Source organism: Arthrobacter sp. UYNi723 (assembly GCF_054057635.1).
In genome coordinates this window covers 66,342-91,962 of sequence record NZ_JBSRZM010000001.1, presented here as the reverse complement: position 1 = coordinate 91,962, position 25,621 = coordinate 66,342, and the positions used below count along the sequence as shown (strand labels likewise).

17 protein-coding genes and 2 tRNA genes are annotated in these 25,621 nt (G+C 66.0%); 7 read left to right on the top strand and 12 right to left on the bottom strand.

From position 1 onward, the window contains the following. The first annotated feature begins 89 nt into the window (after positions 1–89). Together ACVWY0_RS00430 and ACVWY0_RS00425 are read left to right on the top strand one after the other, a co-directional pair. Entirely contained in the window at positions 90–875 is a 786-nt protein-coding gene (locus ACVWY0_RS00430) for a PspA/IM30 family protein (RefSeq protein ID WP_248759829.1), read from the top strand. 130 nt (positions 876–1,005) lie between these two features. After that, entirely contained in the window at positions 1,006–2,481 is a 1,476-nt protein-coding gene (locus ACVWY0_RS00425) for a cryptochrome/photolyase family protein (RefSeq protein WP_485834982.1), read from the top strand. Here ACVWY0_RS00425 and ACVWY0_RS00420 read toward each other — a convergent pair. From ACVWY0_RS00420 to ACVWY0_RS00400, 5 genes are all read right to left on the bottom strand, one after another. Continuing rightward, positions 2,471–3,403 (bottom strand): cytochrome b/b6 domain-containing protein, encoded by a 933-nt coding sequence (locus ACVWY0_RS00420; RefSeq protein ID WP_485834981.1) that lies wholly within the window; start codon positions 3,401–3,403, stop codon positions 2,471–2,473. The two genes, ACVWY0_RS00425 and ACVWY0_RS00420, sit on opposite strands and share 11 nt — an antisense overlap. 130 nt (positions 3,404–3,533) lie before the next feature. Then, positions 3,534–3,610 (bottom strand) — tRNA-Met (locus ACVWY0_RS00415). 147 nt (positions 3,611–3,757) lie between these two features. Next, a tRNA-Met gene (locus tag ACVWY0_RS00410) sits at positions 3,758–3,831 on the bottom strand. Between the two features lie 80 nt (positions 3,832–3,911). Beyond that, positions 3,912–6,920 carry a UPF0182 family membrane protein gene (locus ACVWY0_RS00405; RefSeq protein ID WP_485834980.1) on the bottom strand — a complete coding sequence of 1,003 codons (3,009 nt, stop codon included), beginning with the start codon at positions 6,918–6,920 and terminating at the stop codon, positions 3,912–3,914. 136 nt (positions 6,921–7,056) lie between these two features. Further along, positions 7,057–8,250 carry a YlbL family protein gene (locus ACVWY0_RS00400; RefSeq protein WP_485834979.1) on the bottom strand — a complete coding sequence of 398 codons (1,194 nt, stop codon included), beginning with the start codon at positions 8,248–8,250 and terminating at the stop codon, positions 7,057–7,059. A gap of 131 nt (positions 8,251–8,381) precedes the next feature. Between ACVWY0_RS00400 and ACVWY0_RS00395 the strand changes: the two genes are divergently transcribed. Next, positions 8,382–9,803, top strand: coding sequence for a zinc-dependent metalloprotease (locus ACVWY0_RS00395; protein WP_485834978.1), 1,422 nt, complete (start codon positions 8,382–8,384; stop codon positions 9,801–9,803). Positions 9,804–9,933: 130 nt separating this feature from the next. After that, a complete protein-coding gene (locus ACVWY0_RS00390) occupies positions 9,934–10,104 on the top strand; it encodes a dihydrofolate reductase family protein (RefSeq protein WP_485834977.1) in 171 nt (56 codons plus the stop codon). A gap of 39 nt (positions 10,105–10,143) precedes the next feature. On the opposite strand, the gene ACVWY0_RS00385 is transcribed toward ACVWY0_RS00390, so the two are convergent. From ACVWY0_RS00385 to nudC, 4 genes are all read right to left on the bottom strand, one after another. After that, positions 10,144–10,767 (bottom strand): dihydrofolate reductase family protein, encoded by a 624-nt coding sequence (locus ACVWY0_RS00385; protein ID WP_485834976.1) that lies wholly within the window; start codon positions 10,765–10,767, stop codon positions 10,144–10,146. Positions 10,768–10,900: 133 nt separating this feature from the next. Further along, the gene (locus ACVWY0_RS00380; protein ID WP_485834975.1) at positions 10,901–11,512 is read right to left on the bottom strand and encodes a M48 metallopeptidase family protein; all 612 of its coding nucleotides are present in this window, start codon (positions 11,510–11,512) and stop codon (positions 10,901–10,903) included. Next, positions 11,509–13,644, bottom strand: a complete 2,136-nt coding sequence (locus ACVWY0_RS00375) for an ATP-dependent DNA helicase UvrD2 (protein ID WP_485834974.1) — start codon at positions 13,642–13,644, stop codon at positions 11,509–11,511. The genes ACVWY0_RS00380 and ACVWY0_RS00375 overlap by 4 nt, the downstream gene beginning before the upstream one ends. 68 nt (positions 13,645–13,712) lie before the next feature. Continuing rightward, entirely contained in the window at positions 13,713–14,735 is a 1,023-nt protein-coding gene (nudC, locus tag ACVWY0_RS00370; RefSeq protein WP_485834973.1) for an NAD(+) diphosphatase, read from the bottom strand. Between the two features lie 168 nt (positions 14,736–14,903). Here nudC and ACVWY0_RS00365 point away from each other — a divergent pair, with 168 nt between their 5' ends. After that, entirely contained in the window at positions 14,904–16,148 is a 1,245-nt protein-coding gene (locus ACVWY0_RS00365) for a macrolide 2'-phosphotransferase (RefSeq protein WP_485834972.1), read from the top strand. A gap of 52 nt (positions 16,149–16,200) precedes the next feature. Here ACVWY0_RS00365 and ACVWY0_RS00360 read toward each other — a convergent pair whose 3' ends face one another. The 3 genes from ACVWY0_RS00360 to ACVWY0_RS00350 form a co-directional block, all read right to left on the bottom strand. Next, positions 16,201–19,764 carry an ATP-dependent helicase gene (locus ACVWY0_RS00360; protein WP_485834971.1) on the bottom strand — a complete coding sequence of 1,188 codons (3,564 nt, stop codon included), beginning with the start codon at positions 19,762–19,764 and terminating at the stop codon, positions 16,201–16,203. Further along, positions 19,761–23,093 (bottom strand): ATP-dependent helicase, encoded by a 3,333-nt coding sequence (locus ACVWY0_RS00355; protein WP_485835187.1) that lies wholly within the window; start codon positions 23,091–23,093, stop codon positions 19,761–19,763. Before ACVWY0_RS00355 ends, ACVWY0_RS00360 begins: the two co-directional genes overlap by 4 nt. Before the next feature lie 89 nt (positions 23,094–23,182). Next, on the bottom strand, positions 23,183–23,599 hold the full coding sequence (locus ACVWY0_RS00350) for an MGMT family protein (protein ID WP_485834970.1): 417 nt from the start codon (positions 23,597–23,599) through the stop codon (positions 23,183–23,185). 63 nt (positions 23,600–23,662) lie between these two features. Between ACVWY0_RS00350 and ACVWY0_RS00345 the strand changes: the two genes are divergently transcribed. Both ACVWY0_RS00345 and ACVWY0_RS00340 read left to right on the top strand, forming a co-directional pair. Further along, on the top strand, positions 23,663–24,370 hold the full coding sequence (locus ACVWY0_RS00345) for an exonuclease domain-containing protein (protein ID WP_485834969.1): 708 nt from the start codon (positions 23,663–23,665) through the stop codon (positions 24,368–24,370). Between the two features lie 306 nt (positions 24,371–24,676). Beyond that, positions 24,677–25,612, top strand: coding sequence for a substrate-binding periplasmic protein (locus tag ACVWY0_RS00340; protein WP_485834968.1), 936 nt, complete (start codon positions 24,677–24,679; stop codon positions 25,610–25,612). Positions 25,613–25,621 lie beyond the last annotated feature (9 nt).

Sequence of the window (25,621 nt, the reverse complement as noted above, 5' to 3'; positions counted from 1 at the left end):
CAGGAACGAACCTGCCGGCGAAAAGAAGCGGTACAACAACTGTTCACTGATCTCAGTGGCCACCATTGAGCAGGACGAAAGGTAACACCATGGTTAAGCAGTCCATTTTCGGCCGGATCGCGCAGCTGGCAAAGGCAAACATCAACACTTTGCTGGACAACGCTGAGGATCCGCAGAAGATGCTGGACCAGATGGTCCGGGACTACACCAACAACATTGCGGAGGCTGAATCCGCAGTCGCCCAGACCATCGGCAACCTCCGTATGCTCCAGGATGACTACCGCGAGGACATCAAGAACGCCCAGGACTGGGGCAACAAGGCCCTCGCCGCATCACGCAAGGCTGACGAATACCGCAGCGCCGGCGACAGCGTTGACGCCGAGAAGTTCGACAACCTCGCGAAGGTAGCCCTGCAGCGCCAGATGTCAGCGGAAAGCGAAGCCAAGGGTGCCGAGCCGAGCATCGCCTCGCAGACCGAGGTAGTGGACAAGCTCAAGTCGGGCCTGGACCAGATGAAGGGCAAGCTCAACGAACTCACCAGCAAGCGCAACGAGCTGGTTGCGCGGTCCAAGACGGCCGCGGCACAGTCCCAGGTGCATGATGCCATCAAGAGCATCGACTTCATGGATCCCACCAGCGAAGTTGGCCGCTTCGAAGAGAAAATCCGCCGCGAAGAGGCCAAGGTCCGCGGCCAGCAGGAGCTTGCCGCGTCGAGCCTGGACGCCCAGTTCAACCAGCTGGAAGACCTCGGCGAGCAGGTGGAAATCGAAGCACGCCTGGCAGCCCTGAAGTCCGGCGGGGCCAAGCCGGCCATCGGCGCTTCCGGCGCGAGGTCCGAGTCTACAGTCGACGAAGCCGACTTCGACAAGCTGTAGCCAGCCGCGTCCGCCGCTGAGCGGGCCAGCCGGGGCCGGGGTTCATCACGAACCCCGGCCCCCGCCATGCCCGGACAGAAACCTGCAAACGACCGTGCGGCTGCTGTCGTGGATGTGTAGCGTGGAGGCCATGGTCTCCCCCGTTGCGTCCTCCATCGTCTGGCTCCGTGATGACCTTCGACTGGACGATAACCCCGCTCTGTCCCACGCCGTCGAACTCGGCCTGCCGCTTACGGTGGTCTACATTCTCGACGAGGAATCCCCCGGAATCCGTCCCCTGGGAGGCGCGGCCCGCTGGTGGCTGCACCACTCGCTGACTTCGTTGGCGGGGGCGCTTGCTGAGGCCGGTTCCGCACTCATCCTCAGGCGCGGACCTGCCAGCCGTATGATCCGGGACCTGGCCGCGGAGACCGGCGCAAAGCACGTGCTGTGGAACCGCCGCTACGGCGGTCCCGAGCGGTCCCTGGACGCGGACATCGAGGCCTGGGCGGCGGAGAACGGCATCGAAGCCGCGAGCTTCCAGGCCAACCTGCTGTTCGAGCCGTGGACCATCACCACCGGCAGCGGCGGCCCTTACAAGGTGTTCACGCCCTACTGGCGGGCCTGCACGGCGTCCGGCGAGCCCCGTCCGCCGCTGGATGCGCCGGCCGGCCTGCCCTCCCCCGCCGTCGCCGGTTCGATGAAGCAGGCCTGCAGCGACGCGCTGACAGCGTGGTCGCTGCTGCCCGTGTCCCCGGACTGGAGCGGCGGACTCGCTGAGACCTGGGAGCCCGGGGAGGCCGGAGCGCACAGCAGGCTTGAGGACTTCCTGGACGGGCCGGCACAGGACTACGGCACTGGGCGGGACATTCCCGGTGTGGAAGGCACTTCCAGGCTGTCCCCGCACCTCCGTTTTGGTGAAATCAGCCCGTTCCGGGTCTGGCACGAGCTCCGCCGCCACTTCCCCCGGGAGGCGACGCCCGACGTCGGGATCTTCCGGTCCGAGCTGGGCTGGCGGGAGTTCTGCTGGCAACTGCTTTACGCCAATCCCCAGCTGGCTACCCGAAACTACCGGCCCGACTTCGACCGCTTCGAATGGCAGCAGCCCACCGCCGCGGAACTGGAGGCGTGGGAACAGGGCCGGACCGGCTATCCGCTGGTGGATGCGGGGATGCGGCAGCTCTGGCAGACCGGTTGGATGCATAACCGGGTCCGGATGGCGGCGGCGTCATTCCTCGTCAAGAATCTCCTGGCCGACTGGCGTCTGGGCGAGGCGTGGTTCTGGGACACCCTGGTGGATGCCGATGCAGCCAGCAACCCCGCCAACTGGCAATGGGTTGCAGGCTCGGGCGCCGACGCGTCCCCGTACTTCCGGATCTTCAATCCCGTCACGCAGAGCAAGAAGTTCGACGCCGACGGCCGGTACCTTCGCGAGTTCATTCCGGAACTCGCCCACATGGACCGCAGGGCCATCCACGAACCGTGGAAGCAGCCCGACGTCCAGGGCTACCCCGCGCCCGTGGTGGGACTCCCCGAGTCCAGGGAGCGTGCGCTGGCCACCTACCAGAGGCTTCGGGAGGACCGGCAAGGCCAGGACAACGCCACCGGCCCGGAAATTAGCGGCTGACTTTGCCCATCAGGGAGGCGATGGGGCGAAGGAAGAGGGGACGTGCCAGGAACCAGGCTGCCACCATGGCTGCCACCGAGGCGACGAAGACCCAGAAGCCGAACCAGCCGGCGTCGTCGCTGCCGCCGTACATGTGGTTCAGGTTCCGCAATGCACCGGTGGCGAGCACCAGGAAGACATGCACCACGATGAACGCCACGAAATAAATCATGACCGGGAAGTGGATGGCCCGCGCGAGCTCAATGGGGTAGGCCTTATTGAGAGCCGTGGCCTCCTTGGGCCAGGCGGAGGACGTCCGAATACCGGAGATGAAGGCAAGCGGTGCGGCGATGAAGACCGTGGCGAAATACGTCAGCAGCTGCAGCGCGTTGTAGTTGACCCAGCCGTTGTCGGTGGGCCAGTTCAACGAGGCGTACTGAAGCGCCGCGGAGAGGGCATTGGGGATAACGTCCCAGCTCGTGGGCACGATCCGCATCCATTGGCCGGTGGCGAACAGCAGGATGGCGAACACCAGGCCGTTGAGGACCCAGAGCGCGTCCAGCGTCAGGTGCAGCCAAAGCTCCAACGTGATCTTGGCGGGCGCATTCTTGGTCTTGATCAGGCCCTTGTTGTTGCGCGTCCAGTGGCCGCTGGGCCGCGTGGTGGTCCGCACCTGCCAGCCGGTCCTGATGATGAGCAGCAGGAAGAAGCCGTTCAGGAAGTGCTGCCAGGCCAGCCACGCCGGGAATCCCACAGGCGCGCCGTCAGGCAGTTCCGAATGGCCCGGATAGTCAGCCAGGAACGAGGCCACCGCAGGAAGGCCGGTCATCCACTTGGCCAGCAGCACCACGAGCACCAGCACTACGAGCGCGGCAGGAACACCCCAGTAGAGACTTGACCGCTTGCTCGTCGAGGAGCCGGGCTTCTTCGTGGGTGTGGACATCGAACAACATTCCTCTCGAGAATGACTGACCAAGTGCTCAAATGGCTTTGCGAACGAGAATACTAGGAACCACGTGTAATCGGGCAAAAGAAGACCCCGGCCGGCGTCATGCCGGTCGGGGTCTTCTACATGGTTGCGGGGACAGGATTTGAACCTGTGACCTCTGGGTTATGAGCCCAGCGAGCTACCGAACTGCTCCACCCCGCGTCGCAAGATCAACACTACCGTACTTTGGAGTAGGTAAAAACCAATCGTGATTGGGGGTCGCCACGACGCCGAGGTTGGCTGCCTGGGACGGGTCCGCTTAAACCAAAAAGTCCGGATTCTGTTTCCAGAATCCGGACTTTTCGCCAGTTGCGGGGACAGGATTTGAACCTGTGACCTCTGGGTTATGAGCCCAGCGAGCTACCGAACTGCTCCACCCCGCGTCGCAAGATCAACACTACCGTCCGGTGAACGGGAGGCCAAATCCTGGTGGCGTGATGTGCGTCTCGCTGCGTCAAACCCCTTAGTTGCTGGCCGCCGGCGAGGGCGTCGCCGTCGGTGTAGCTTCCGGCGACGGTGTCGCCCCGGGCGATGGCGTGGCTTCAGGGGCCGGTGCCGGGATCTTGCCCTCGGCGTCAATCGCCTTCTGCAGGGCCGCCGCGAGTTTCTTCTGCTCTTCCCCGTAGGCTGCAAAGTCGCCAGCCGCCAGGGCTGCCTGGCCCGCTTTGATGGCGGCGTTGGCCTCATCCAGCGCGGCCTTCAGGTCTGCCTGGGCACCTGCACTCACCGGCGGTGTTGTGCCAGGAGCAGGCGGGGTCTGGCCGGTGTTGCCGGAGTCGCCCGCGGCAGCGCCGGAGTCGCCGCCGAAGAGTTGCTTCAGGGCTCCGTCCAGGGTCGGCGCAAAGCCGACCTTGTCGCCGAAGGCCACCAGCACACGCTGCAGTGTGGGGTAGGACGTCTCACCGGTCGACTTGAGGTAAACCGGCTGGACGTACAAGATGCCGCCGCCCACAGGCAGTGTCAGCAGGTTGCCGTTGAGCACTTCGGAGGCACCCTGCCGCAGAAGGTTCAAAGCCTGGGACACCGTGGGATCGGAGTTGAACTTGTTCTGGGCCTGGCCTGGCCCGGGAACCTGTGTTTCCGGCGGAATCTGCAGCAGCCTCAGCTTGCCGTAGCTTTCAGCTTTGACGCCCTTCTCGTTTCCGGCGTCAGAGTCGGCGGCCAGGAAGCCATAGAGGACGTTCCGGGCAGTGCCGTTGACGATCTGCGGGATGAAGGATGAGGTGAGCTGGAAGGCCGGCTTTTCCTGGTCAGGCATCTGCAGTGACATATAGAACGGCGGCTGCTTGACTTCCGTATCTACGGTGGGATCGTTCGGCACGCTCCATACTTCGTCACTCTTGTAGAAGCTCACTGGTTCCGTGACGTGGTAGCGGCCCAGGAGCTCCCGCTGCACCTTGAACAGGTCTTCCGGGTAACGGACGTGGCTCATAACATCGCCGGACATCTCCGAGTACGGCTTCACTGACGCGGGGAAAACTTTCTGCCAGGCCTTCAGGACGGGGTCCTGATCGTCCCAAGCATAGAGGGTCACCGAGCCGTCATAGGCGTCGACCGTGGCCTTGACCGAGTTCCTGATGTAGTTCACCGAGCTGTTCGGCAGGGCAACCGTCCGGCCTGAAGTGGTCTGGGAGTCCGCGGTGGCAGCCGAGAGCTGCTCCTGCTGCGAGTACGGGTAGTACTGGCTGGTGGTGTACCCGTCCACGATCCACTTGACGCGGCCGTCAACAACGGCCGGATAGGAGTTGCCGTCAACGGTGAGGTACGGGGCAACCTTCTCCACGCGGTCACGCGGACTGCGGTCGTACAGGATCTGGGATTCTGCGTTAACTCCGTCGGAGAGGAGGAGGTCCGAGGACTGGAACTTGATGGAGTAGAGGACCTTGTTGAAGAAGCTGCCCACGTTGGGCCCGCCGTTGCCGGTGAAGGTGTACTGGGTTTCCCCGTCCCCTTCCTTGCCGGAAGGCCTGTCCTGTTCGCGGTGCGGTGATCCCGAAGGCGCCCCGACAATGGAGTACTCCGGGGAGTCTTCGCCGAAGTAGATCCGCGGCTCGTAGGTGGAGTCATCGCCAAGTACACCGGTGGACGGGATACCTGACTGGAGGAACTCCGGCTTGCCGTCGACGGTGAACTTGTTTCCCTTGGCCGCCACCACGCCGTAGCCGTGGGTGTAGACGACGTGCTGGTTGAGCCAGCCCTGCTGGTTGGTGGCAACGTTCGCCGGATTCAGCTCGCGCACGGCGATGACCGTGTCCTGGATCTTGCCGTCAACCTCGTAGCGGTCGACGTTCAGTGCCTCCGGGAACTGGTAGTACGGGCGGTACTGCTCCAGCTGGGAGAACGCATCGGAGATCAGGTTGGGGTCCAGGAGCCGGATGTTGGCCGTGGTCTGGGCGTCCGGGGCCAGCGCCCCAGTGCTGGCAGTGTTCGTCGCGTCATAGCGGTCCACCTGAATCTGGTCCAGGCCGTAGGCCGCCCGAGTCATCTCGATGTTGCGCTGGATAAAGTCCTTCTCCAACGTCTGCTCGGAAGGCCGCACCTGGAACTGCTGGATAACCCACGGGTACACGCCGCCGGCCAGGATCGAGGTGATGATCAGCATGGCCGTGCCGATGACCGGCAGGCGCCAGCGGCCGATGACCGCCGCAACGATGAAGAGGATGGCCACCAAGCCTGCCGCCACGGCGAGGATCGCCTTGGTGGGGATCACGGCGTTCACGTCCGTATACAGCGCACCGGCCCAGCGCCCGCCGTTGCCCTGAAGGGCGGCATAGCGGTCCAGCCAGAAGTTTGCGCCGAGCAGGATCAGGAAGGCTGCGCCGGTTACCGCGAGGTGGATCTGTGCCGCGCGGCTGGTGAACACGCCGCGTTCCATCAGCCGGATGCTGCCGTAGAGGTAGTGGGTGAGGATTCCGGCTATGCCGGCCACCACAACCACGCTGATCAGGAAGCCTGTGACGAATCCCAGGAACGGAAGAGTCATGAGGTAGAAGCTGATGTCCAGGCCGAACTCAGGATCGCTCTGGCCGAACGGTTCCTGGTTGAAGAACAACAGCACTTTCTGCCATTGGCTGGCCGCGGCGCTGCCCGCGAACAGCCCGAACAGGATGGGCAGGCCCACCATAACGACGCGGCGGACCGGTTCAAGCTGGGCCTGGTAGCGGTTCAGGTTGTCGCGCATCTCGGAGTCCGGCGCGTAAACGGGCCGTGCGTGGTAGGCAACCCTGATGGCAAAAAAGACAGCCAGGAACATGAGTACGAAGCCGGTGAGGAAGATTCCGATCCGGGACAGGTTTTCCGTCACGAACACTTCGAAGTAGCCGAGCTGCCGGTACCAGAGGACGTCAGTCCACACGTTGGCGAAGAAGATGAAGCCCACCACTGCGATGGCAACAACAATCAGCGTGGGCGTAAGGGCCCCGCGTCGCGAGGGGGGTCTTCCGGGCGGGATGGGGCTGGTAGGACGGGACAAACTCGGTACCTCATAGCTGGTCGTCAGGTTTACATGAGAAGCGTGCGTGCGGTTGACGTCCGGCACCGGTCAAGCGTGTGGCAACGTCCGTCATATCTGCCACGAGTGGCGGTAAAGCTTAGTTCCTGGCCTCAGTCTAGTTGCTGGCGCAGACCGGCAAAGCGCCCGTGTCCTGCCCGGATCCGGCGAGCTCGACGGCGTGGCGCGCCTCTGCGATGTTCTCCACTTTGAGCACCTGCAGTCCCTCCGGCACATGGCCCACAACTTCGTCGCAGTTTTCTGCCGGGGCGAGGAATACGGTGGCTCCCCCGGCACGCGCGCCCAGCATCTTCTGCCGGATGCCGCCGATGGGACCTACGGTGCCGTCGGGGGTGATGGTCCCCGTTCCTGCGACATGTTTGCCGCCGGTCAAGTCCCCCGGTGTCACCGTGTCGATAATGCCCAGCGAAAACATCAGCCCGGCGCTGGGCCCTCCCACCTTGTCCAGGGAAATTTTCACGTCGAACGGAAACGTGAACAGGTACTTGAGCATGACTCCGAGAATGTAGCGGCCCGCACCGTTGTTCATGGGGGTGATGGTCTGTGTGACGGATTCCCCTGCGCGCTGCACCACCAGGGTGGCCGGCGCTCCGTTGCCGGCGGCAAGTTCCTCCTGCACGACGGCGAGCGATGTGATGGGCTTGCCGTTGATCGATTCGAAGATGTCGCCGTTTTCAACCTTGCCCGCCGACGGCGAACCGTCGGGGAGCCCCGCGGCCTGGAGCTGCTGGCCGAAGGGAATGTCGAGCTCGTTGAGCGCCGAGGCGACAGCGTTCTCCTGCGACGAGGTCATAGCCACGGAGCTCTGTTCGTCGGCCTCTTCCTTAGTGGTGCCGCTGGGGTAGAGCAGTTCCACCGGGTGAACGGACTTGGACCCGTCAAGCCACGCGGTGAAGGCACCCAGGACACTCACCGGGCCGTTGGGGCCGCCGTCGACATAAACGGTGGTCAGGTCCAGATTTCCCTTGGCTGGATAGGTTTCTTGGCCCGTCACGCTGATGACAGGACTGCCCTGGCTCTGGCCGATTGTGTTGAAGGTGGGTCCGGGAGATTCCACAACATAAGGCACCGGGACGGTGACGGCCGCGATCCCCAGACCCAGCGCCAGGACGCCGGAAAGCATCATCACGGACACCCGCCGGTCCCCGGGCGGCGCGCTGCGGGGGGCATTCTGCCCTGTTGGCGGGGGGCCGGCCACACCCGTTCCGGGCGCCGCGGCACTCCCTGTGGTGCCGGCGTCGAGCTCTGGAGCGTGGTCCTCATGCGGATGATCGCCGCGGGTTGTAGTCACTGAATCAACACTACGCGGTGCCGCCCCCCGCCAGCTCTTTGCCTACAGCGAACGTGACGCCTGTCCGGCAGACAGCCGCCCCTGCCCGGGGTACCGTGAAGTGAACAGTCACACCGACGATCGGCGGGATCATGACCTCCAACCCACTCAATCCGTCCAACGGCGACGATACGCCGAAGGATCCGTTGACCGAGATGCTGCAGAACCTGATGGGCGGCAAGGGCATGGAAAACTTCGACCCCGCCGAACTCGCAAAGGCAGCCGGCCTGCCGAACGACCCCAATCTCCTGGCCCAGATGTTCTCCCAGGTCCAGGCCATGATGAGCGCCCCTTCCGAAGGGCCCGTCAACTGGCAGCTCGCGCACGAGAACGCCCGCCGGGTTGCCGCCAGCAGCGCCGACCCGTCCGTCACGTCCCTGCAGACCCGCGAAGTCGACGAGGCCCTGCGGCTGGCCGAACTGTGGCTCGATCCCGTGACCGACCTTCCTGCCACCGGCCTGATCGGCCGTGCGTGGTCGCGTGCCGAGTGGGTGGAAGCCACCCTTGGAACATGGAAGCGGCTGACCGAGCCCGTAGCCAACAGCATCGCCAACGCGCTCTCCAGCGCCATGACCGAACAGATGCCCGAAGAGATGAAGTCCATGATGGGCGGGGCCTCTTCCATGCTGCAGAACATGGGCGGCGCGATCTTTGGGATGCAGCTGGGGCAGGCGATCGGTGCCCTGTCCGCCGAAGTTGTCAGCTCCACGGACATCGGTGTTCCCCTGGCTGACCTGGAAATGGCGCTCCTGCCAGCCAACGTGTCGAAGTTCGGCGAGGGCCTGGGCCTGCCGGAGAACGACATCCGGCTGTTCCTGGCCGTCCGCGAGGCAGCCCATGCACGGCTGTTTGTTCAGGTCCCCTGGCTGCGCGGCCACCTGCTCGGCGCCATCGAGGCCTACGCCCGCGGCATCCATATCGACACTTCCAGGATTGAAGAGCTGGCCCGCGACCTGGACCCCAGCAACCCTGAAGGCATCCAGGAAGCGCTGTCCCAGGGTGTCTTTATGCCGCAGCGGACCCCTGCTCAGGAGCAGGCGCTTGAGAAGCTTGAGACGGCCCTGGCCCTCGTTGAAGGCTGGGTGGACGAGCTCACCGCTTCGGCCACAGAGAAACTGCTGCCCTCCGCCGGTGCGCTCCGGGAAACAGTCCGGCGACGCCGTGCCACCGGCGGTCCGGCGGAACACGCTTTCTCTTCCCTGGTGGGACTCGAACTGCGCCCCCGCCGCCTGCGCGAGGCTGCCACGCTGTGGGCCACGCTGAAGGACGAACGGGGCATTGCCGGACGCGATGCCATCTGGCAGCACCCGGACCTCCTCCCCACCGCCGAGGACCTCGACGACCCGCAGGGGTTCAGTGGCCGCCGCCAGCTGTCCGAGGCCAGCGACAGCGAAGTGGACGACGCCCTGCAGAAGCTGCTGAGCGGCGGCTTCGACAACGCGCCGCAGGATGATTCCGAAGGCGGTGACGACGGCGACCAGCCCACCGGCGACGGTGAGCAGCCCAAGGGTTAACCGGACCGCACAGTACACCTGGTGGATGACGAACTCCTCCGCCACTTGAACGGGCAGTTCCGGACGATGGGGGCCTTCATGTTCGGGCGCGTCACCCATGAGCTGATGGCCGGTTACTGGCCCACTGCCGATGCGGCACGGCCTGATCGACGAATTCCGAATCCTCGTCCATCCCGTGGTCGTCGGGCAGGGCCGGCCGCTGTTCGAGGCCCCTGATGTCCGGATGGACCTCAGGCTCGAAGGGACACGGACGTTCGGCAATGGCGTGGTACAGCTGAATTATTCGAGCGACGGCGCCTAGGGTGTGTTGCGGCGCAATGTCGTGGAACGCAGCTTCAACCTAGCCTGCCTGGTCGCTGGCCGACATATCGCCGACGCCAGGCGTGCCATCGGCGAGCGCGTAGCGCTGCAGCACTGCACCCTTCGGTGAGGCGACGACCGGCTCGATGAGTCTGAGGTTCGTCGGAACCACCCCGTCGGCGAAAACCTTTTTTCCACCGCAGAGGAGGATCGGATACACCCAGAGCGTGAGCCGGTCAAAGAGCCGCTCGGCGAATAGGGTCTGCACGAAGTCGAGACTGCCAATGACGTGGATGTTCGCGTGCCGGTCGCGCAGTTCGCGCACGGCAGCGACGACATCAGGACCCAACAGTGTGGAGTCGGCCCACTCGAGGGCCGGCGACTGGCGCGAGGCCACGTATTTCGGGAGGCGGTTGAACAGCCGCGCAATTCCCCCGTCCGCGTGCGGCCAGTACGCGGCGAAGATGTCGTAGGTCCGTCGCCCAAGCAGCAGCGCGTCCATCCCCGCCATCCCGGAGTCGACCTGCTCGCCGACGACTTCATCCAGGAGGGGCGCCTGCCAGCCGCCAAACGCGAAGCCGCCGTCAGCATCCTCGTCCGGCCCGCCGGGCGCCTGCGCGACGCCGTCGAGCGTGATGAACAGGTCGATATGGATGAGTCCCATGCCGTGCTCTTTTCCCTGTTGCCCGCCGTCGCCCCGGCGACGGGATCACTTCGAGGCTGACACATGATCCCCCTGCGAAGCAACCATTTCCCCGGCTCGACCCGAGCATTAGGCGACGGTTAGGAGAGACGCTCTAGTCGGCGTCGCCCGGCTCTGAATCATTGCTGCCCGCGGTCAAGCCCCGGGAGGTGGCGAACGAGACGCCTTCCAGGAACGCCTTTGCCCGCATCGTGTCGGGGTAAGCCTCCAACAGCTTCCAGAACGCGGCATTGTGCCCGGCCACCAGCAGGTGCGCGAGCTCATGCAGCAGGACATAGTCGATGACCCACTGCGGCATGGGCCGGAGCTTGTCGGAGAGACGGATGGATCCTTCCGACGGCGTTGCGGAGCCCCAGCGCGAGTTCTGGTTGCTGACCCAGCGGACCGACGTCGGGACTGCCCTGCCGCCGAAGTACCGGGCCGAAAGGGCTGCGGCGTGGGCGGCCAGGGCAGTATCAGTGGCCGGCTGTTTACTTCCTCTGCGGGAGCGCCGCTCCCCCTGGCGGTGCAGCTTCTCCAACATGCGGTGCACCCATTCAGACTCCTGCGCGGCGGTGAACCGGGCCGGAATGGCCACCACTGCCGTCCCGTTCTCCCAGAAGGCAGCCACGGTCCTGGTCCGGCGGGCCGACCGCCGCACCTCAACCGGTGATCCGTCCGCCGTGGTGACGGGGAGGGTCTCCTGTCCTGCCGGCCGGCGGGTCACAGGGTGGTGCTTTCGACGAGCACCCGCAGCACGTCTTCGCCGTAGCGTTCCAGCTTGGACGGACCCACGCCGGCCAGCGCCGCCAGTTCCTCCAGCGTGGACGGTTTGGCCTCTGCGATGGCCGTCAGCGTGGCATCCGTGAAGACCACAAACGCCGGCACTTCGGCCGCCAACGCAATTTCCTTCCTCCACTGCCGAAGGGCATCAAATGTCTGTTCTTCGTAGCTGGGAGGACAGTCGTTGCAGCGGCCCACCTTCCGTTCGGCGCCGCTGACCAGCATGCTCCCGCAGACCCTGCAGGTGGCGGGGGCAGCCGATTTCCGGCGCGGCGCCGGCCCTTTTCCGCGGGCGCTGGAGCTGGCCACCGAGTTGGGCCGGAGCCCGTCGAGGAAGCGTGAGGGTTTCCGGTTGGCCCGGCCGCCCGGTGTCCGTGCCGTGGACCAGGACAGGGACAGGTGCTCGCGGGCGCGGGTGATGCCCACGTAGAGCAGCCGGCGCTCCTCATCCACGGATTCGGGTGTGTCCGCGAAGGAAATGGGCATCAGGCCTTCGCAGAGGCCCACCAGGAACACGGCGTCCCATTCGAGGCCCTTCGCGGCGTGCAGCGATGCAAGCGTCACGCCCTGGACAGTGGGAGCGTGCTGCGCCAGCGACCGTTCCTGGAGTTCATTAACAAAGTCACTGAGACTGAACTGCTCGCCGCGGACGTGGACCAGCTCGTCCGCGAGCGCCACCAGCGCTGCCAGGGACTCCCAGCGTTCGCGCAGCGCGCCTCCGTTGTGGGGCGGGGCGTCCGTGTAGCCGAGCGAGGCGACGATATCGCGGACCAGCTGGCCTAGCGGTTCCGGCGTCGCGATTTCTGCGACGGCCCTGGTTGCCGCGCGCAGCTGAAGGATGGCGTCGCGCACTTCCTTGCGGGCAAAGAACCGCTCACCGCCACGGAGCTGGTAACTGATGCCGGCGGCCGCAAGCGCCTGTTCGTAGGCCTGGGACTGCCCGTTGGTGCGGAAAAGGACAGCCACCTGGCTGGCGGGAGTGCCGGCGTCGAGCAGTTCCTGGATCTTGATGGCGACCGTGGCGGCTTCGGCTTCATCGTCGGAGCACTCGGTGAACTGTGGGACAGGCCCCGCCGGCCGCTGCGCCACCAGCTGCAGCGGAGCCGCCCAAGCAGCATCGGCCACCGGCCCGCCGCCACGCCGTGCGGCCAGCAGATCGTTGGCCAGCTTGACCACCTGCGGCGTGGAACGGTAATCCCGGATCAGTTTCACCACATTAGCCTCAGGGTACTGGGCATTGAATCCCAGCAGGTGTTTGGGCGAAGCGCCGGTAAACGAGTAGATCGTCTGGCTCGCATCGCCCACAACGCACAGCTCGTCCCGCCCGCCCAGCCACAGCTCCAGGAGGCGCTGCTGCAGCGGCGAAACGTCCTGGTACTCATCCACCACAAAATGCCGGTACTGCTCACGAACGGTGGCCGCGACTTTCTGGTCCTCCTGCAGGATCCCCACCGTGATCAGGAGTACGTCCTCAAAATCAATGACGTTGCGGTCCGTCTTGACATCCTCATAGGACTGGAAGACCCGGGCGACGGCGGTGAGGTCGAACCCGCCGGGCGTTCCCCTGCCCTGTGCGTTCTCCAGGTAGTTGGCCGGGGTCAGCATGGAGACCTTGGCCCACTCGATTTCGGAGGCGAGGTCCCGGATGGAAGCGCGGTCAGTGCCGAGCCGCAGGCGGCGGGACGCTTCGGCGATCATCTGGGCCTTGTGGTCCAGCAGGTTGGGCAGCGTGCCGCCGACCGCCTGCGGCCAGAAAAACTGCAGCTGCCGCAAGGCGGCGGCGTGGAAGGTGCGCGCCTGGACGTTGCCCACGCCGAGGTCCCGCAGCCTGCTGCGCATTTCCGCGGCGGCCCGGGCCGTGAACGTCACAGCGAGGAGCCGCTGGGGACTGTACACACCTGAGTGCACGCCATACGCAATCCGGTGCGTAATGGCCCTGGTCTTGCCGGTGCCAGCACCAGCAAGGACGCACAGCGGCCCGTTCAGCGTGCTGGCGACCTCGCGCTGTTCAGCGTCAAGTCCCCCAAGGATTCGTTCCTCAAGGGACTCTGCACTGTCAAAATTCTCTGTGGTCACTTCTGCTGCTCTGTTGTCGCGACTGCCACGTGCTGGCGTCTGGCCAATGGTGATGCCTGTTCCGGGTGTCAGGTGTCCGTGCGGTCCATGATCCGGCCCCCATACCAGTGCTCAATCAGCGAGCGTGCAATGGACAGCCTGCTGGAGATGGTGATTTCGCCGGTAAGAACCGCGTCCTGGAGTTCCTCCCGGCTGAACCAGCGCGCACGGGTTACCTCCACGCCGTCGGGCTTTGCCACGGCGTCTTCGGTGATGGCGGTAAATCCAAGCATAAGGGAGGCCGGGAACGGCCATGACTGCGAGCCCAAGTACTGGCAGCCCGTGACCCGGACGCCCACTTCCTCGTGGATTTCCCTGACGACGGCCTGTTCCAGGGATTCGCCTGGTTCAACGAATCCGGCCAGCGTGGAGTAGTTCTTCGCGTCAACCGGCCCGCCGCCACCGAGCAGCAGCCGTCCGTCCGGCCCCACCACCGTGACGATAATGGCCGGATCCGTCCGGGGGTAGTGTTCCGAGCTGTCCTGGGGGCAGCGGCGGACCCAGCCGCCGGCCTCCACGGCAGTTCGGGCCCCGCAACGGGGGCAATGCGTATGGCCGGCATGCCAGTTGGCGATGGCGCTGGCCTCGACGAACAACGCCGTGTCAGTGGGGTTCAGGACGGCAGCGATGTCGCGGAAGCCAGCCCACTGCGCGTTGGCCGGGATTCCGGCAGTGCCGGGCTCGGCAGGTTCAGGAAGGACAACAAGGACCACTTCGGTGCCGGCGGCAAGGTCCGAGCCGTCCAGCGCGGCGCCAAGATAGATGACCTGTTCCGGGGCTGAGCCACGGTCCCGCAGGTCAGCCAGCAACTGGGCGGCTGCGGGCAGCAGAAGCTCGTTACCCTGCACCAGGGCCTGCCGCCCGGCAAGGACCACTGCCCGGGTGTGTTCGCTGTCCAGCAATTCCTCAACCATGCCTGGCCGGACACGGTCTGCGGAGCCGCGGTCCACGGCGGCCGGGAGAACCGGCAGTACGGTATCGAACAGGTGGTTGGCCGGCAGCTGGGCTGCCTGCGGCTGGTAGGCCGGTATAGCGGACTCCGCATGACTCATGTGTCCACCGTACTGACTCGGACTGACAATTTACATTCGGCGGGGACATTCGGCGGGACAGGTGATGTGGACGTCCGGACCGGGTGCGGAAGCCGACTTTTGCTGCATATCTGGAGACTCGCCGCCGCACATCGTTGTCTTGGACGCCACTCAATCTACCGTGGAACGGTGAGAAGAAAACCGATCGAACTGGCAGCCGTAGCAACCGCGGCAGTCCCCGGGCTGACCCCAACCGCCGTTAGCTCCGCTGCGGACGATCCCGCGGATTTTGACTCCGCGTTGCTGCTGGATTCGGAAGACAAACAGTGGCGGGTCCGGTCGCCGCGGCATGCGGAAGCAAGCGCCAGGCTCGAGACGGAGTTCCTCGTCCTCCGGGCATTCGTACCGGCCATCCGGGCCGAGCTGCCCTTCCTGATGCCCACGGTGGCCGGCAGCGTCCGGCTTGGTAACCTCAGCACCTTTGTGTACTCCCACCTGGCCGGGAGCACGCAAAGTGTGGAAGAACTCACCGCGGGTCCGGCCGCGCTCGCCCGGGAAATCGGGACAGCGCTGGCGGCCATCCATGATCTTCCGCACTCCCTGGTCAGCAATGCCGACCTGCCCAGCTACACGCCCAACGAATTCCGCCAGCGCCGGCTCAACGAGCTCGACCAGGCGGCCACAACCGGAAAGATCCCGGCGTCGCTGCTGCTCCGCTGGGAACATGCCCTTGAAGACGTCTCACTGTGGCGGTTCAACCCGTGCGTTGTCCACGGGGACCTCCATGAGGACAACCTGCTCGTGGAAAGCGGCCGCGTCACGGCCGTTACGGGCTGGACGGACCTGCGGATCGGGGATCCCGCCGACGACTTCGCCTGGCTGGTTGCCTCGAACGAACAGGATTTCGTGGACGCAGTTCTTGCCAGCTACACCGGCAGTCGCCGCGACGCCCCGGACCAGCACCTGCTCCGGCGAGCTGCCCTGTCTGCCGAGTTCGCGTTGGCGCAATACCTGGTCAAGGGCATCGCTGCCGGCGACGCAGGTATGGTTGCCGAAGCCGAAGGCATGCTGGAAACCCTCGCGGCCGACGTCGAAGAGCACGGCGGCCAGGCCATCAGTGTCGAGCCACTGCCCGCCCTGGCTGCCGTGGCCGACGACGCCGCCCAGTCCCCGGCAGCCCAGTCCCACGCGGTGGGTGTGGCCGCTGCTCCGGCGGTGACCGTCGTCCCCGTGCCCGTCCCGTCGGTGGAGCCTGTTCCGGTGGTGCCCGCGGTGGAAGTCAGCCCTATCCCGGCTGAGCCCCTCCCGGGCAACGAAGCACCGTCGGACGAAGACTCTGCAGACGAGTCACCGGCGGACAAGCCGTCAGTACGCCCGTCCGCCGAGGACACGTCCACCGCGGCCATCAGCATCGTCGACGTCAGGAAGCACTGACACCCGGGAGCACCTCCTGGGGTCAGGGCACTGACCTCAGCGGGCACCGACTTCACGGAGCATTGACATCGAGGGCGGCGGCCACAATCTGTTCGAGCTCCTCAGCGGAGCCCAGATCGTGCGGCCGCACCACTTGGTTGTCCGCAACGTAGAAGAAGGCGGCCCTGACGTCTGCCACCGCCACGCCCTTGAGCCGGGCCCAAGCCAGCCGGTACGCGGCCAGCTGCACCGATTTGGCCCGCAGCTGCGCGGCAGACGGCCGACGGCCGGTTTTCCAGTCCACGAGGTCCCACCTCCCGTCCGCGTCATGGAAGACGGCGTCGATTCGTCCACGGACCACCACGTCGCCCACGCGCGTTTCCACCGGCACTTCGACAAAAGCCGGTGACCTCTCGGCCCATTCCGAGGCTTTGAAAGTGGCCACCATGGTGTCAAGGTCGTAGGCGGCATCAATGTGGTCGTCGGAGCCGGGGGCCTCGCCGAGATCCAGCATGCCGGCTGCGCCGAAGTACTCTTCAACCCAGGCGTGGAATGCCGTGCCCTTCCGCGCCGACATGCCGGGCTCACGCGGAACAGGCCTTCGCAGCCTGCCCACTACCCCCGCCGGGTCCTCGCCAAGATCCACCAGTGTGGACGCAGAGATGTGGCCGGGCAAGTGAACGTCCTGCCCGGAGGCGCGCCTGGAACGCCGTTCCAGCAGCAACGCAGCTTCCCTGGCCCAGCCCGCCGCATTGCCCCGGAGCCTTGGCCCGGACTCATTGGCGGATACAGGCTCAAGGACCGGCACAGAGTCCTCGGGCTCCAACGCGGCCCGGACGCGTGCCGCGGCGCCCTCCATGGCCAGCCGCCTGCCGGGAACAACCCGCAGGCGCTCCCCGGTCCGCGCATCCACGGGACCTTCGAGGGGGTCATAGGGCCATCCGGCCACCTCCGTCTCCGTGGTCAGCGGGCTCTTTTCAGGCAGGGAGACTTCCTCCACTGACGCCGGATGGACCAGGGCGGGAGAGATTTCCGCGGCGTCCACCGGGGCCGTGTTGGGGCCGGAGCCGACAAGCTGTTCCAGTTCAGCGAGGAACGGTGACATCTCGGCACGGCCTGCCCTGGAGCCCACCCATGCCGCGCTGGAGACCCAGAGGACGTGCTTTGCCCTGGTGTAGGCCACATACGCCAGGCGGCGTTCCTCGCCCTCACCATGGACCTGGACGGCTGATTTGAAGTCCTTCTCGGCATCCAGCCAGCCCTTCTGGTCTGGCTGGTCAGTATCCCATTGGGGCAGATCCGAACGGTCCCCCCGCAGCGGCCACGGCAGGGCCGCCGCGCCGCTGCTCCAGCGCGAGTCCTTGTTGCTGGGGAAGGCGCCGGCGTTGAGGCCCGGTACAAAGACGACGTCCCATTCCAGGCCCTTTGACGCATGGACGGTCAGCAGTTGCACAGCCTCGCGGTTGATATCCGACGGCGGAGCTTCGAGGCCGTTTTCCTCGGCCGCGGCAGCTTCCAGCCAGGCAAGGAAGGCGAGGATGTCCACCCGGTGCGAGGTCCGGAGGAAGCCGGCCGCCGCGTCCTGGAAGGCGTCCAGGTTTCGGCGGGCCTGGTGGATGCTGGTCCCCGGGCGTGCTGCCACTTCGATGTCGAGCAACATGGCGCGTTCCACTTCGCCGAGCAGAGTGGTGAGGTCGTCCCCGAGGTAGCCGCGCAGCTGCCTGAGTTCAGTCGAAAGCCTTCCGAGGCGGTCGCGGGCCACTTCGGTCAGCGACCGACCGTTAGAAGAGGTCCAATCTTCGCGTGGCAGCCAGTCCAGCGCTTCAACCAGGCTGGCACCGTCCGTCAGGTCGCTTTCGATGACGGCCTCGTCGGACGCGTCAGCGGCCCCGTCCTCCGGCGTGGCCGCGCCGGCGGGGCGGCCGCGACGGCGTGCGAGGTGGCTGGACCAGTCTCGGAAGGCCATCAGGTCTGCCGGCCCGATCCGCCAGCGTGCGCCGGCCAGGAGGCGCATCAGGGAGTCCGAGCGCCCGGGATCGGCAAGCACCCGGAGCGTGGCCACCAGATCAACGATCTCGGGAGTGTCGAGCAGTCCGCCGAGCCCCACGATTTCGTAGGCAATCCCCCGCGCCTCGAACTCCCGCCGGATGGTTTCCATCTGGGCGCGCCGCCGGCACAGGACAGCCAGTGCGGGCGGCACGGGTGTGCCGTCGGCCTCACGTTCAAAGTCCGTGACCCGGTACTTTATGACGTCCTCGGCAAGGGCGGCGGCTTCGTCGAGGTCTGTGCCGAAGCGGCCCAGCACCACCCGTCCCTCCACCGCGAAGGGACTGGGCTGCAGGGGCGGCACATTCGCTGCCGCGGTAGCCGTGCCCACCGGGATAGTGCCTTCCGCGGCGGTGCCCACCGGGGTGCTGCCTGCCGAAGTGCTGCCCTCAGCGGCGCTGCCGGCAGGCGCCTTCAGCGCCTCGGCGCGCCCTAAGGCCTCTGACATGATGTTGGCGGCGGACAGGATGGCCCTGCCATTGCGCCACGCCGTCGTGAGGTACGACGTAGGGGCCAGCGTGAAGCGTCCCGGCCCGTCGTCCCCGTCCACGCGGACAGGGAATTCACGGACAAAGTGGAAGAGCTGGCCTGCCGAAGCACCCCGAAAGCCGTAAATCGACTGGTTGGGGTCCCCCACGGCGGTGACCGCGTGGCCGTCGCCGAAAAGCCGCGAAAACAGGACCAGCTGGGCATACGACGTGTCCTGGAACTCGTCGAGGAGCACCACTTTGTAGCGCTGGCGTTCCATGTCCGCAGCAAGGGGGATCTCCCGGGCCACACGGGCCGCAAGTGCCACCAGGTCGCCGAAGTCCAATGCCCCCCGTGACTTCTTGGCGGCGGCGTAGCGGCCCACCATGTCAGCCACGCTTGCCCGGGTGCGCAGCATCGCAGCCAGCTCACCGGCCGCCTGGGGGGCGTTCTTCTTCGCCCCGGCCACGTAGGGACGTTCTTCAAACTCAGAAAGCCGCGCCAGAAGCCAGGCCTCGACGTCGGCCGGTTCCTGCAGGTGCTCTGCGCACTCCCCCGCGAGCTGGATGACTGCCTTGACCAGTGTGGACTTGGCTGCCTTGAAGTGGCTGTACTCGCCGTCGAACGCTTCCACCACTTCGCTGGCGAGCTGCCAGGCTTGGGCTCCGCCGAGCAGCACAACGTCGCGTTCCACGCCCAGCCTCAGCCCGTAGTCAGAAACGATGCCGCTGGCAAATGAGTGGTAGGTGGACACCTTGGGCTCCAGGGCGTCGCTGCTGAGCAGCCCCTCAGGGAACACTTCGTGCCGTGTGTCTTGGGCAGCGACCCGCTGCAGTGCCGCCAGCTTGGCCCGGATCCGCGTGGCCAGCTCGCCTGCTGCCTTCCTGGTGAAAGTTACGCCCAGGACTTCCTCAGGCCTGACCCAGCCGTTGGCAACGAGCCAGACGACGCGGTCGGCCATGGTGGCGGTCTTGCCGGAGCCCGCCCCCGCGATCACCAGCCGGGGAGCCAGGGGTGAGGAAATGATGGCGGACTGTTCGGGCGTCGGCGTGTTCTTTTCACCCAACAGCCTGGACAGCTGCTCAGGGCTGAACAGGGGCCCTGGAACGTGGGGCTGGCTCATTCGGTGACCTGCTTTCCGCGGACACAGAGCGGACAGACTTCAGGGAGCCTGCAGCCGTGCCCCCCGTGGCTGCTCTTTGCCGGGTCATGCCTGGCTTCGAAGCTGTTGCCGGACATTACCGCGGCCGCATCGGTGACCATGTCCAGCGCCCAGTTGTCCTGGGCCTCCAGAGGATCCTGTTGCTGGACGCCAGGGCTTTTGGTTGTTGTACCGAGCTGCGCCAGCACGGCGCCGCCCGGCAAAGGTGAGCCCGGTACTACCGCGTTGGGTCCTGCTGAGCCGGGCATTCCGTGTACATCGGCGAAACCGCCCGCCAGGACCGCCGCCTGGTAGGCACCCAGCTGGGGATGGCGGGACAGCTCGGTCTTGCCAGGCTGCCTTTTGCCCGTCTTGAGGTCCACAATGACCAGCCTTCCTTCGGGGTCGATCTCCAGCCGGTCAACCTGGCCGCGGAGCACGGCGGCGCGGGGAAGGTCGGTCCCGCCGGCCAAATCTCCGACGGACTCGGCATCGTCCTGCCCGGTGTCCGCCGGCGGAACGTCGGGCAGCCGGACCTCAAAGTCCTGCTCGACGCCCAGCAGGCTCCGGCCCTCGCTCCGCATCACCAGGACGTACTGGGCGAGCTTGCGCACCATTGTTTCGGCACGCTGGAAGTCGAGTTTGCCTTCCCAGTTGTCCTTCATCCCCAGGGTTGGCCACCGGCGGATGAGTTCGGCGACAAACTCGCCCCCGGAGGCTTCCGGCAGGTCCTGCGCGATGGCGTGCACCAGGGTGCCCAGGCTCCGGGCGAAGTCGGTGGCGGCCTCTCCGCCGGCCGCCTGCACAAACCAGTCGAGCGGTGATTTCTGCACGGATTCCACTTTCGACGGCGAGACGTAAACCGTCCCTCCGGGCGGGACAACCGGTTCCGACGTCGTCAAAGGAGGCAGGCCCCACCAGCTGTCCGGATGCGCTCCCGGGACCGCCGGTTCCGCGGCGGCAAGTCCGGCCAGGACCCTGGCGGCCTCGGCGGCTTCGGGCTCATACTTTCCATCCAGCTGCGCATATTGCCGCAGTTCGGCCACCAGGGCACGCAGGGTCATAGGCCGTTCCACCGGCGTGAAGCCCCTGCCCTCGGCGCCCGGCTCAAGCGGCGCCACATAGTCGAGGAAGGACGACGGCTGGTCGTCCTCGGACGAAACAGCGGTGCAGATCAGCATCTCGCAGGCCCTGGAAACGGCCGTGGAGAAGCTGCGGAGTTCGTCGTAGCGGATTTCCCGCAGCCGGCTCAGCGGGTCCAGCTGTAATGCATAGCTGACCCCATGCTCGACGGCGTCAGCGTACAGGCTGCTGCCCAGCAGCTCACCGCGTAGCCGGGTATTGGGCCAGACGCCTTCCTGCAGCCCCGCCACAATGACCACCGGCCACTGCCGCCCGGCAGCACTGGCCGGGGTCATCAGCTCGACGGCGTCGTCCACCTGGGCCCGCGCGGCCAGGGTATCCATCGGCAACTCCTGGTTCAGGAGGTACTCGAGGAACTGCTCCGGCCCGGCGCCCGGCATCTGGTCCACGTAGCGCTCGGCTGTATGGAAGAGCGCCATCATGGCATCAAGGTCCCGGTCGGCTCGGGCTCCGTGGGAACCGCCGGTGAGGGCAGATTCGGTCCATGCGTTGGCTAGTCCGGTGGAGTGCCACAGGGCCCAGAGCACGGTCTCGGCATTGGCGCCGGGCTCGGCGGCGGCGCTCCGCCCTGCCTGGATCATGCGGGCGGTCCGGCGCGCTGAACGGCCTTCCAGTCCCAGCGTCCCCAGGGCGCCGGGCTCCAATAATGCTTCAACCAGCAGCGCGTCGCTGGTCCGTCCGCCGCCGCCCAGCAGCTCCTCCCGCCTCAGCGACTGGCGGAGCCGGCGCAATTCAATGGACGTGGCACCCCCGATGCGCGACGTCAGCAGCGCAACGGCGGCTTCCGGAGTCAACAACTCGGGATCCAGGGCTATGGCGTAGGCGTCCAACAGCGGGCGTACGGCCACTTCATCGCGGACCGCCGACTCGGCTACCGGAACGCGCACCGGGATCCCCTGGCCCGTGAGGTAGCGCTGCAGCTCACTGAGCTGTCCGCCGTTACGTACAATCACGGCGATCTCGGCCAGGTCGCGGCCATGATTGACGTGCTGGTCCAGGATGCGCTGGGCAACGTACCTGAGTTCGTGGACCGGGGACGGCACCAGGTGTGCTTCCACCGTGCCGGCGGACTGCGGCTGGGGTTCGACGACGGCGGTGGGCCCGTGCGCGGTTCCGGCCAGGCGTTCGGGCTGCTTGAGCCGCCTTGCCAGCTGGCCGCCCGCACGCTGCGAGATCCGGCCCGCGACGCCGAGCCAGGCCTCGGCGATGGCGGGGGCGTGCCGATGGGTGTGCCACAGCGGCCGCTCGATGACGCCGGCTTCCGTCGAAAGCAGGCGCGGCAGCTCAGCGACCAGGTCGGGCCTGGCCCCGCGGAAACCCTGCACAACGGTGTCCGGGGAGTAGGCGACATAGCAGTCCTTGCCGGCGGCGATGTCGGCGAGCAGTTCGAAAACGGCAGGGTTCGCCTCCTGCACATCGTCCACCAGCACCAGCTGGAGACGATCGCGTTCCGCGGCAAGGAAGTCAGGCGCATCCTGGAAGATCTGCCGTGCCGTGGTGATGATGCCGGCGGGGTCGAAGGCCTCCGGCATGCGCAGGTCCAGGACGTCCCGGTACTCGGCGTATAGCGCCGCCGCGGCGATCCAGTCGGGCCGGCCGCACTGGTCGCCCAGCTCCTCCAGGTCACCGGCGGTCCGGCCGGATTCGATGATCCGGTCGAAGAGTTGGCGTACCTCGTGGCGGAAGCCCCGCGTCTCCAGTGCCGCTTCCAGGTCGGCAGGCCACGGAAGTTCCAGGCCGGGCATCCGGTGGCCCTCCAGGAGTTCGCGGATGATGAGGTCCTGTTCCGGGCCGGACAGGAGGCGCGGCGCGCGCGGAAGCGGAAGGATTCCTTCTGCTTTCGCCCGCCGGATCAGGTCAAACGCGTAGGCAGCCCAGGTCCGGGCCGGCGTGGTGCTCAGGCTCCTGTCCAGCCGTGCGGTGAAGCGGTCGCGGAGTGAGTCGGCGGCGAGGCGTCCGGGCGCCAGGATGAGGATCCGCTCCGGGTCCACGCCGTCCTGCAGGGCCCGACGGACGGCGGCTTCGATCAGGACCGTTGATTTTCCGGTTCCCGGTGCTCCGGGAACCAGGACGGGCCCGGAACCGTGTGGCACGTCGACGGCCTCGCGCTGGTCCGAAGACAACGCCGGAACGTCGGCGTGCAGCTGCCGCGGCGGGAGAAGCCGCAGGCCCGTTCCGCCGGAACGTCCGGCCGCGGACGCGGGCCTGGCTGACGTGCGTACGGACTCGGCGGGGTCAACTTCGGGGATTGTTACGGTCACACAGACATTTCATCATCAGCCACCGACAATCTATGCAGCCGCCGCTCCAGCTGCTCTGCAATAGCGTCGATCCGGTCGAAGTCTTCCTCGCCCGGCGCCCAGCGTGCTGCCATCAGGTCCACGCGCCATTTGCCGTCCCCGGTGCGCAGGAAAGCATCGTGGTTGCCGAGCAGCGGCGTCCCCTCCTGCAGGTAGTGGCGGAGGGCTTCGGCCTCGTGGCCTTCCGGACCCTGGCCGCTTGCCTTCAGGATGCGCCACCACGCGACGTCGCTGCCGTAATGGCTCATGGCGTGGCCCACCTGCCGCGGACCGCCGGACCCCAGCAGCTCGGCCACATCGCCGTAGGCCAGTCCGGTGCCGGGTGGAACCAGCTCGACCAGCGCGAGCACCGCCTCAATGTACCCAGTCCGCATACATCAAGGTTAGCGGCAGTGGCGCTGCACGATCCTGTCGGTGCTGGCCGGTAGCGTTGAAGCATGACCACCTGGAACACCCTCCCCCGCGCAGCCTTCGATCTCGAAACCACCGGACGGAATTCGCGTGCCGCGCGCATCGTCACGGCGTCGGTCACCGTGGTGGACCACAAGGGGGACGTCATCACTGAACACGAATGGCTGGCCGATCCCGGCGTCGACATCCCTACCGAGGCCAGCGATATCCACGGCATCACCACGGAGCAGGCCCGGCGTGAGGGACGGCCTGCCCATGAAGTCACCGGGGAACTTGCAACGGTCCTCCAGGACCTGTTCGACGCCGGCATTCCGGTCATTGCCTTCAACGCCAGCTACGACTTCACCGTCCTGGCCGCAGAGTCCGCCCGGTACGGCGTCCGGCAGTTGAGCCGCTTCCCCGTCCTGGACCCGTTCATCATGAACAAGCAGGTGGACCGATACCGCAAGGGTAAGCGCACATTGACCGCCTTGTGTGAGGAATACGGCATCACGCTGGACAATGCCCATACGTCGGCCGCGGACGCTTTGGCCACGCTCCGGATGCTGGATGCCATGGCCATCAAGTTCCCTAAGCTCAAGATGCCGGCCAGCCAGCTTCACGAACTGCAAAAGGACTGGGCTGTCAGCCAAGCGGCGGACTTCCAGAACTACCTGCGCAAGACCAAGCCCGCCGCCGTGATCGAAGGCGAATGGCCCGTCCTCCCCCCGGAAGACGCCAGCGGCGACTTCTAGCTGAGAGCTAACTCACAATTAGGCCGGAACCGCGGACTACCGCCGTCGGAACCCTCAGATTCGGCCGCGAGGGCAGCATTCATTCATCAGATGTTCAGGAATAGTTTCAATCGTTCCTTTATTCGGCTAACCGCGCCTTGGAACAAGACTTTATTCGTCGGAAAGGGCTGAAAGCCGGAAATGAGATGATTAAGTTCAGCGGTAATCCCGCCCCGGCCGGCCGGTAATGCGGAGCAAGGCGCCCGGCGCCGCACGCGCAGCCTTAGGCCCGGTTGAACTTATGACTCTGATGAAAGTGACTTTCTCATGAAGACCAAAGCCATGAAGTGGCTGACCAGCGTTCCCGTCGCGGTTGCCCTTGCTGTCTCGCTGGCCGCCTGCGGTAGCGGAACGGCCCAGCCGAGCGGCACGCCCACCGATGCCCTCGCCGGCAGCGACCAGCAGACGCTGGACAAGTACACCACCGCCGACGTCACGCCGCTGGACCAGATCGACAAGACCAAGCTGGGCCTCAACACCGAAGGCAAGCTGGAGGTTGGCACGCTCTCCGACGCGCCGCCGAACATCTTCATCGACCCCGCTGGCAAGTTCACCGGCTACGACAACGAGCTGCTGCGCGCCGTTGCCAGCAAGCTTGGCCTCGAAGTTGAATTCGTGGCCACCGATTTCTCGGCCCTGCTCTCGCAGGTACAGACCAAGCAGTTCGATCTGGGATCGTCCTCGATCTCCACCACAGACGCCCGCCGCGCCAACGTGGGCTTCACCAACGGCTACGACTTCGGCTTTATGGCTGTCGTTGCCAAGACCGACAGCGACGTCAAGGGCTTCGCAGACCTGGATGCCAATGTCCGCATCGGCGTCGTCCAGGGCACGGTCCAGGACGACTACGTCACCAACACCCTGAAGCTCGAGCCGGTCCGTTTCCCGGACTATGCCACCGTGTACGCCAATGTGCGCAACGGCCAGATCGATGCCTGGGTGGCACCCTCACAGCAGGCCACCGGCCAGGTGAAGGACGGCGACGGAACTGTCATCGCCGAGTCCGTGGTGAACACCCAGAACTTCACCGCTTACGCCGTGAACAAGGACAACAAGGCCCTGATCGACGCTTTGAACTCCGGCCTGGACGCTGTAATTGCTGACGGTACCTGGTCCAAACTGACCAAGGAATGGTACCCGGACCGCGAGACCCCCGCCGACTGGAAGCCGGGAAGCAAAGCTGCTCCGGCTCCCCAGAGCTGATCTGGGCCT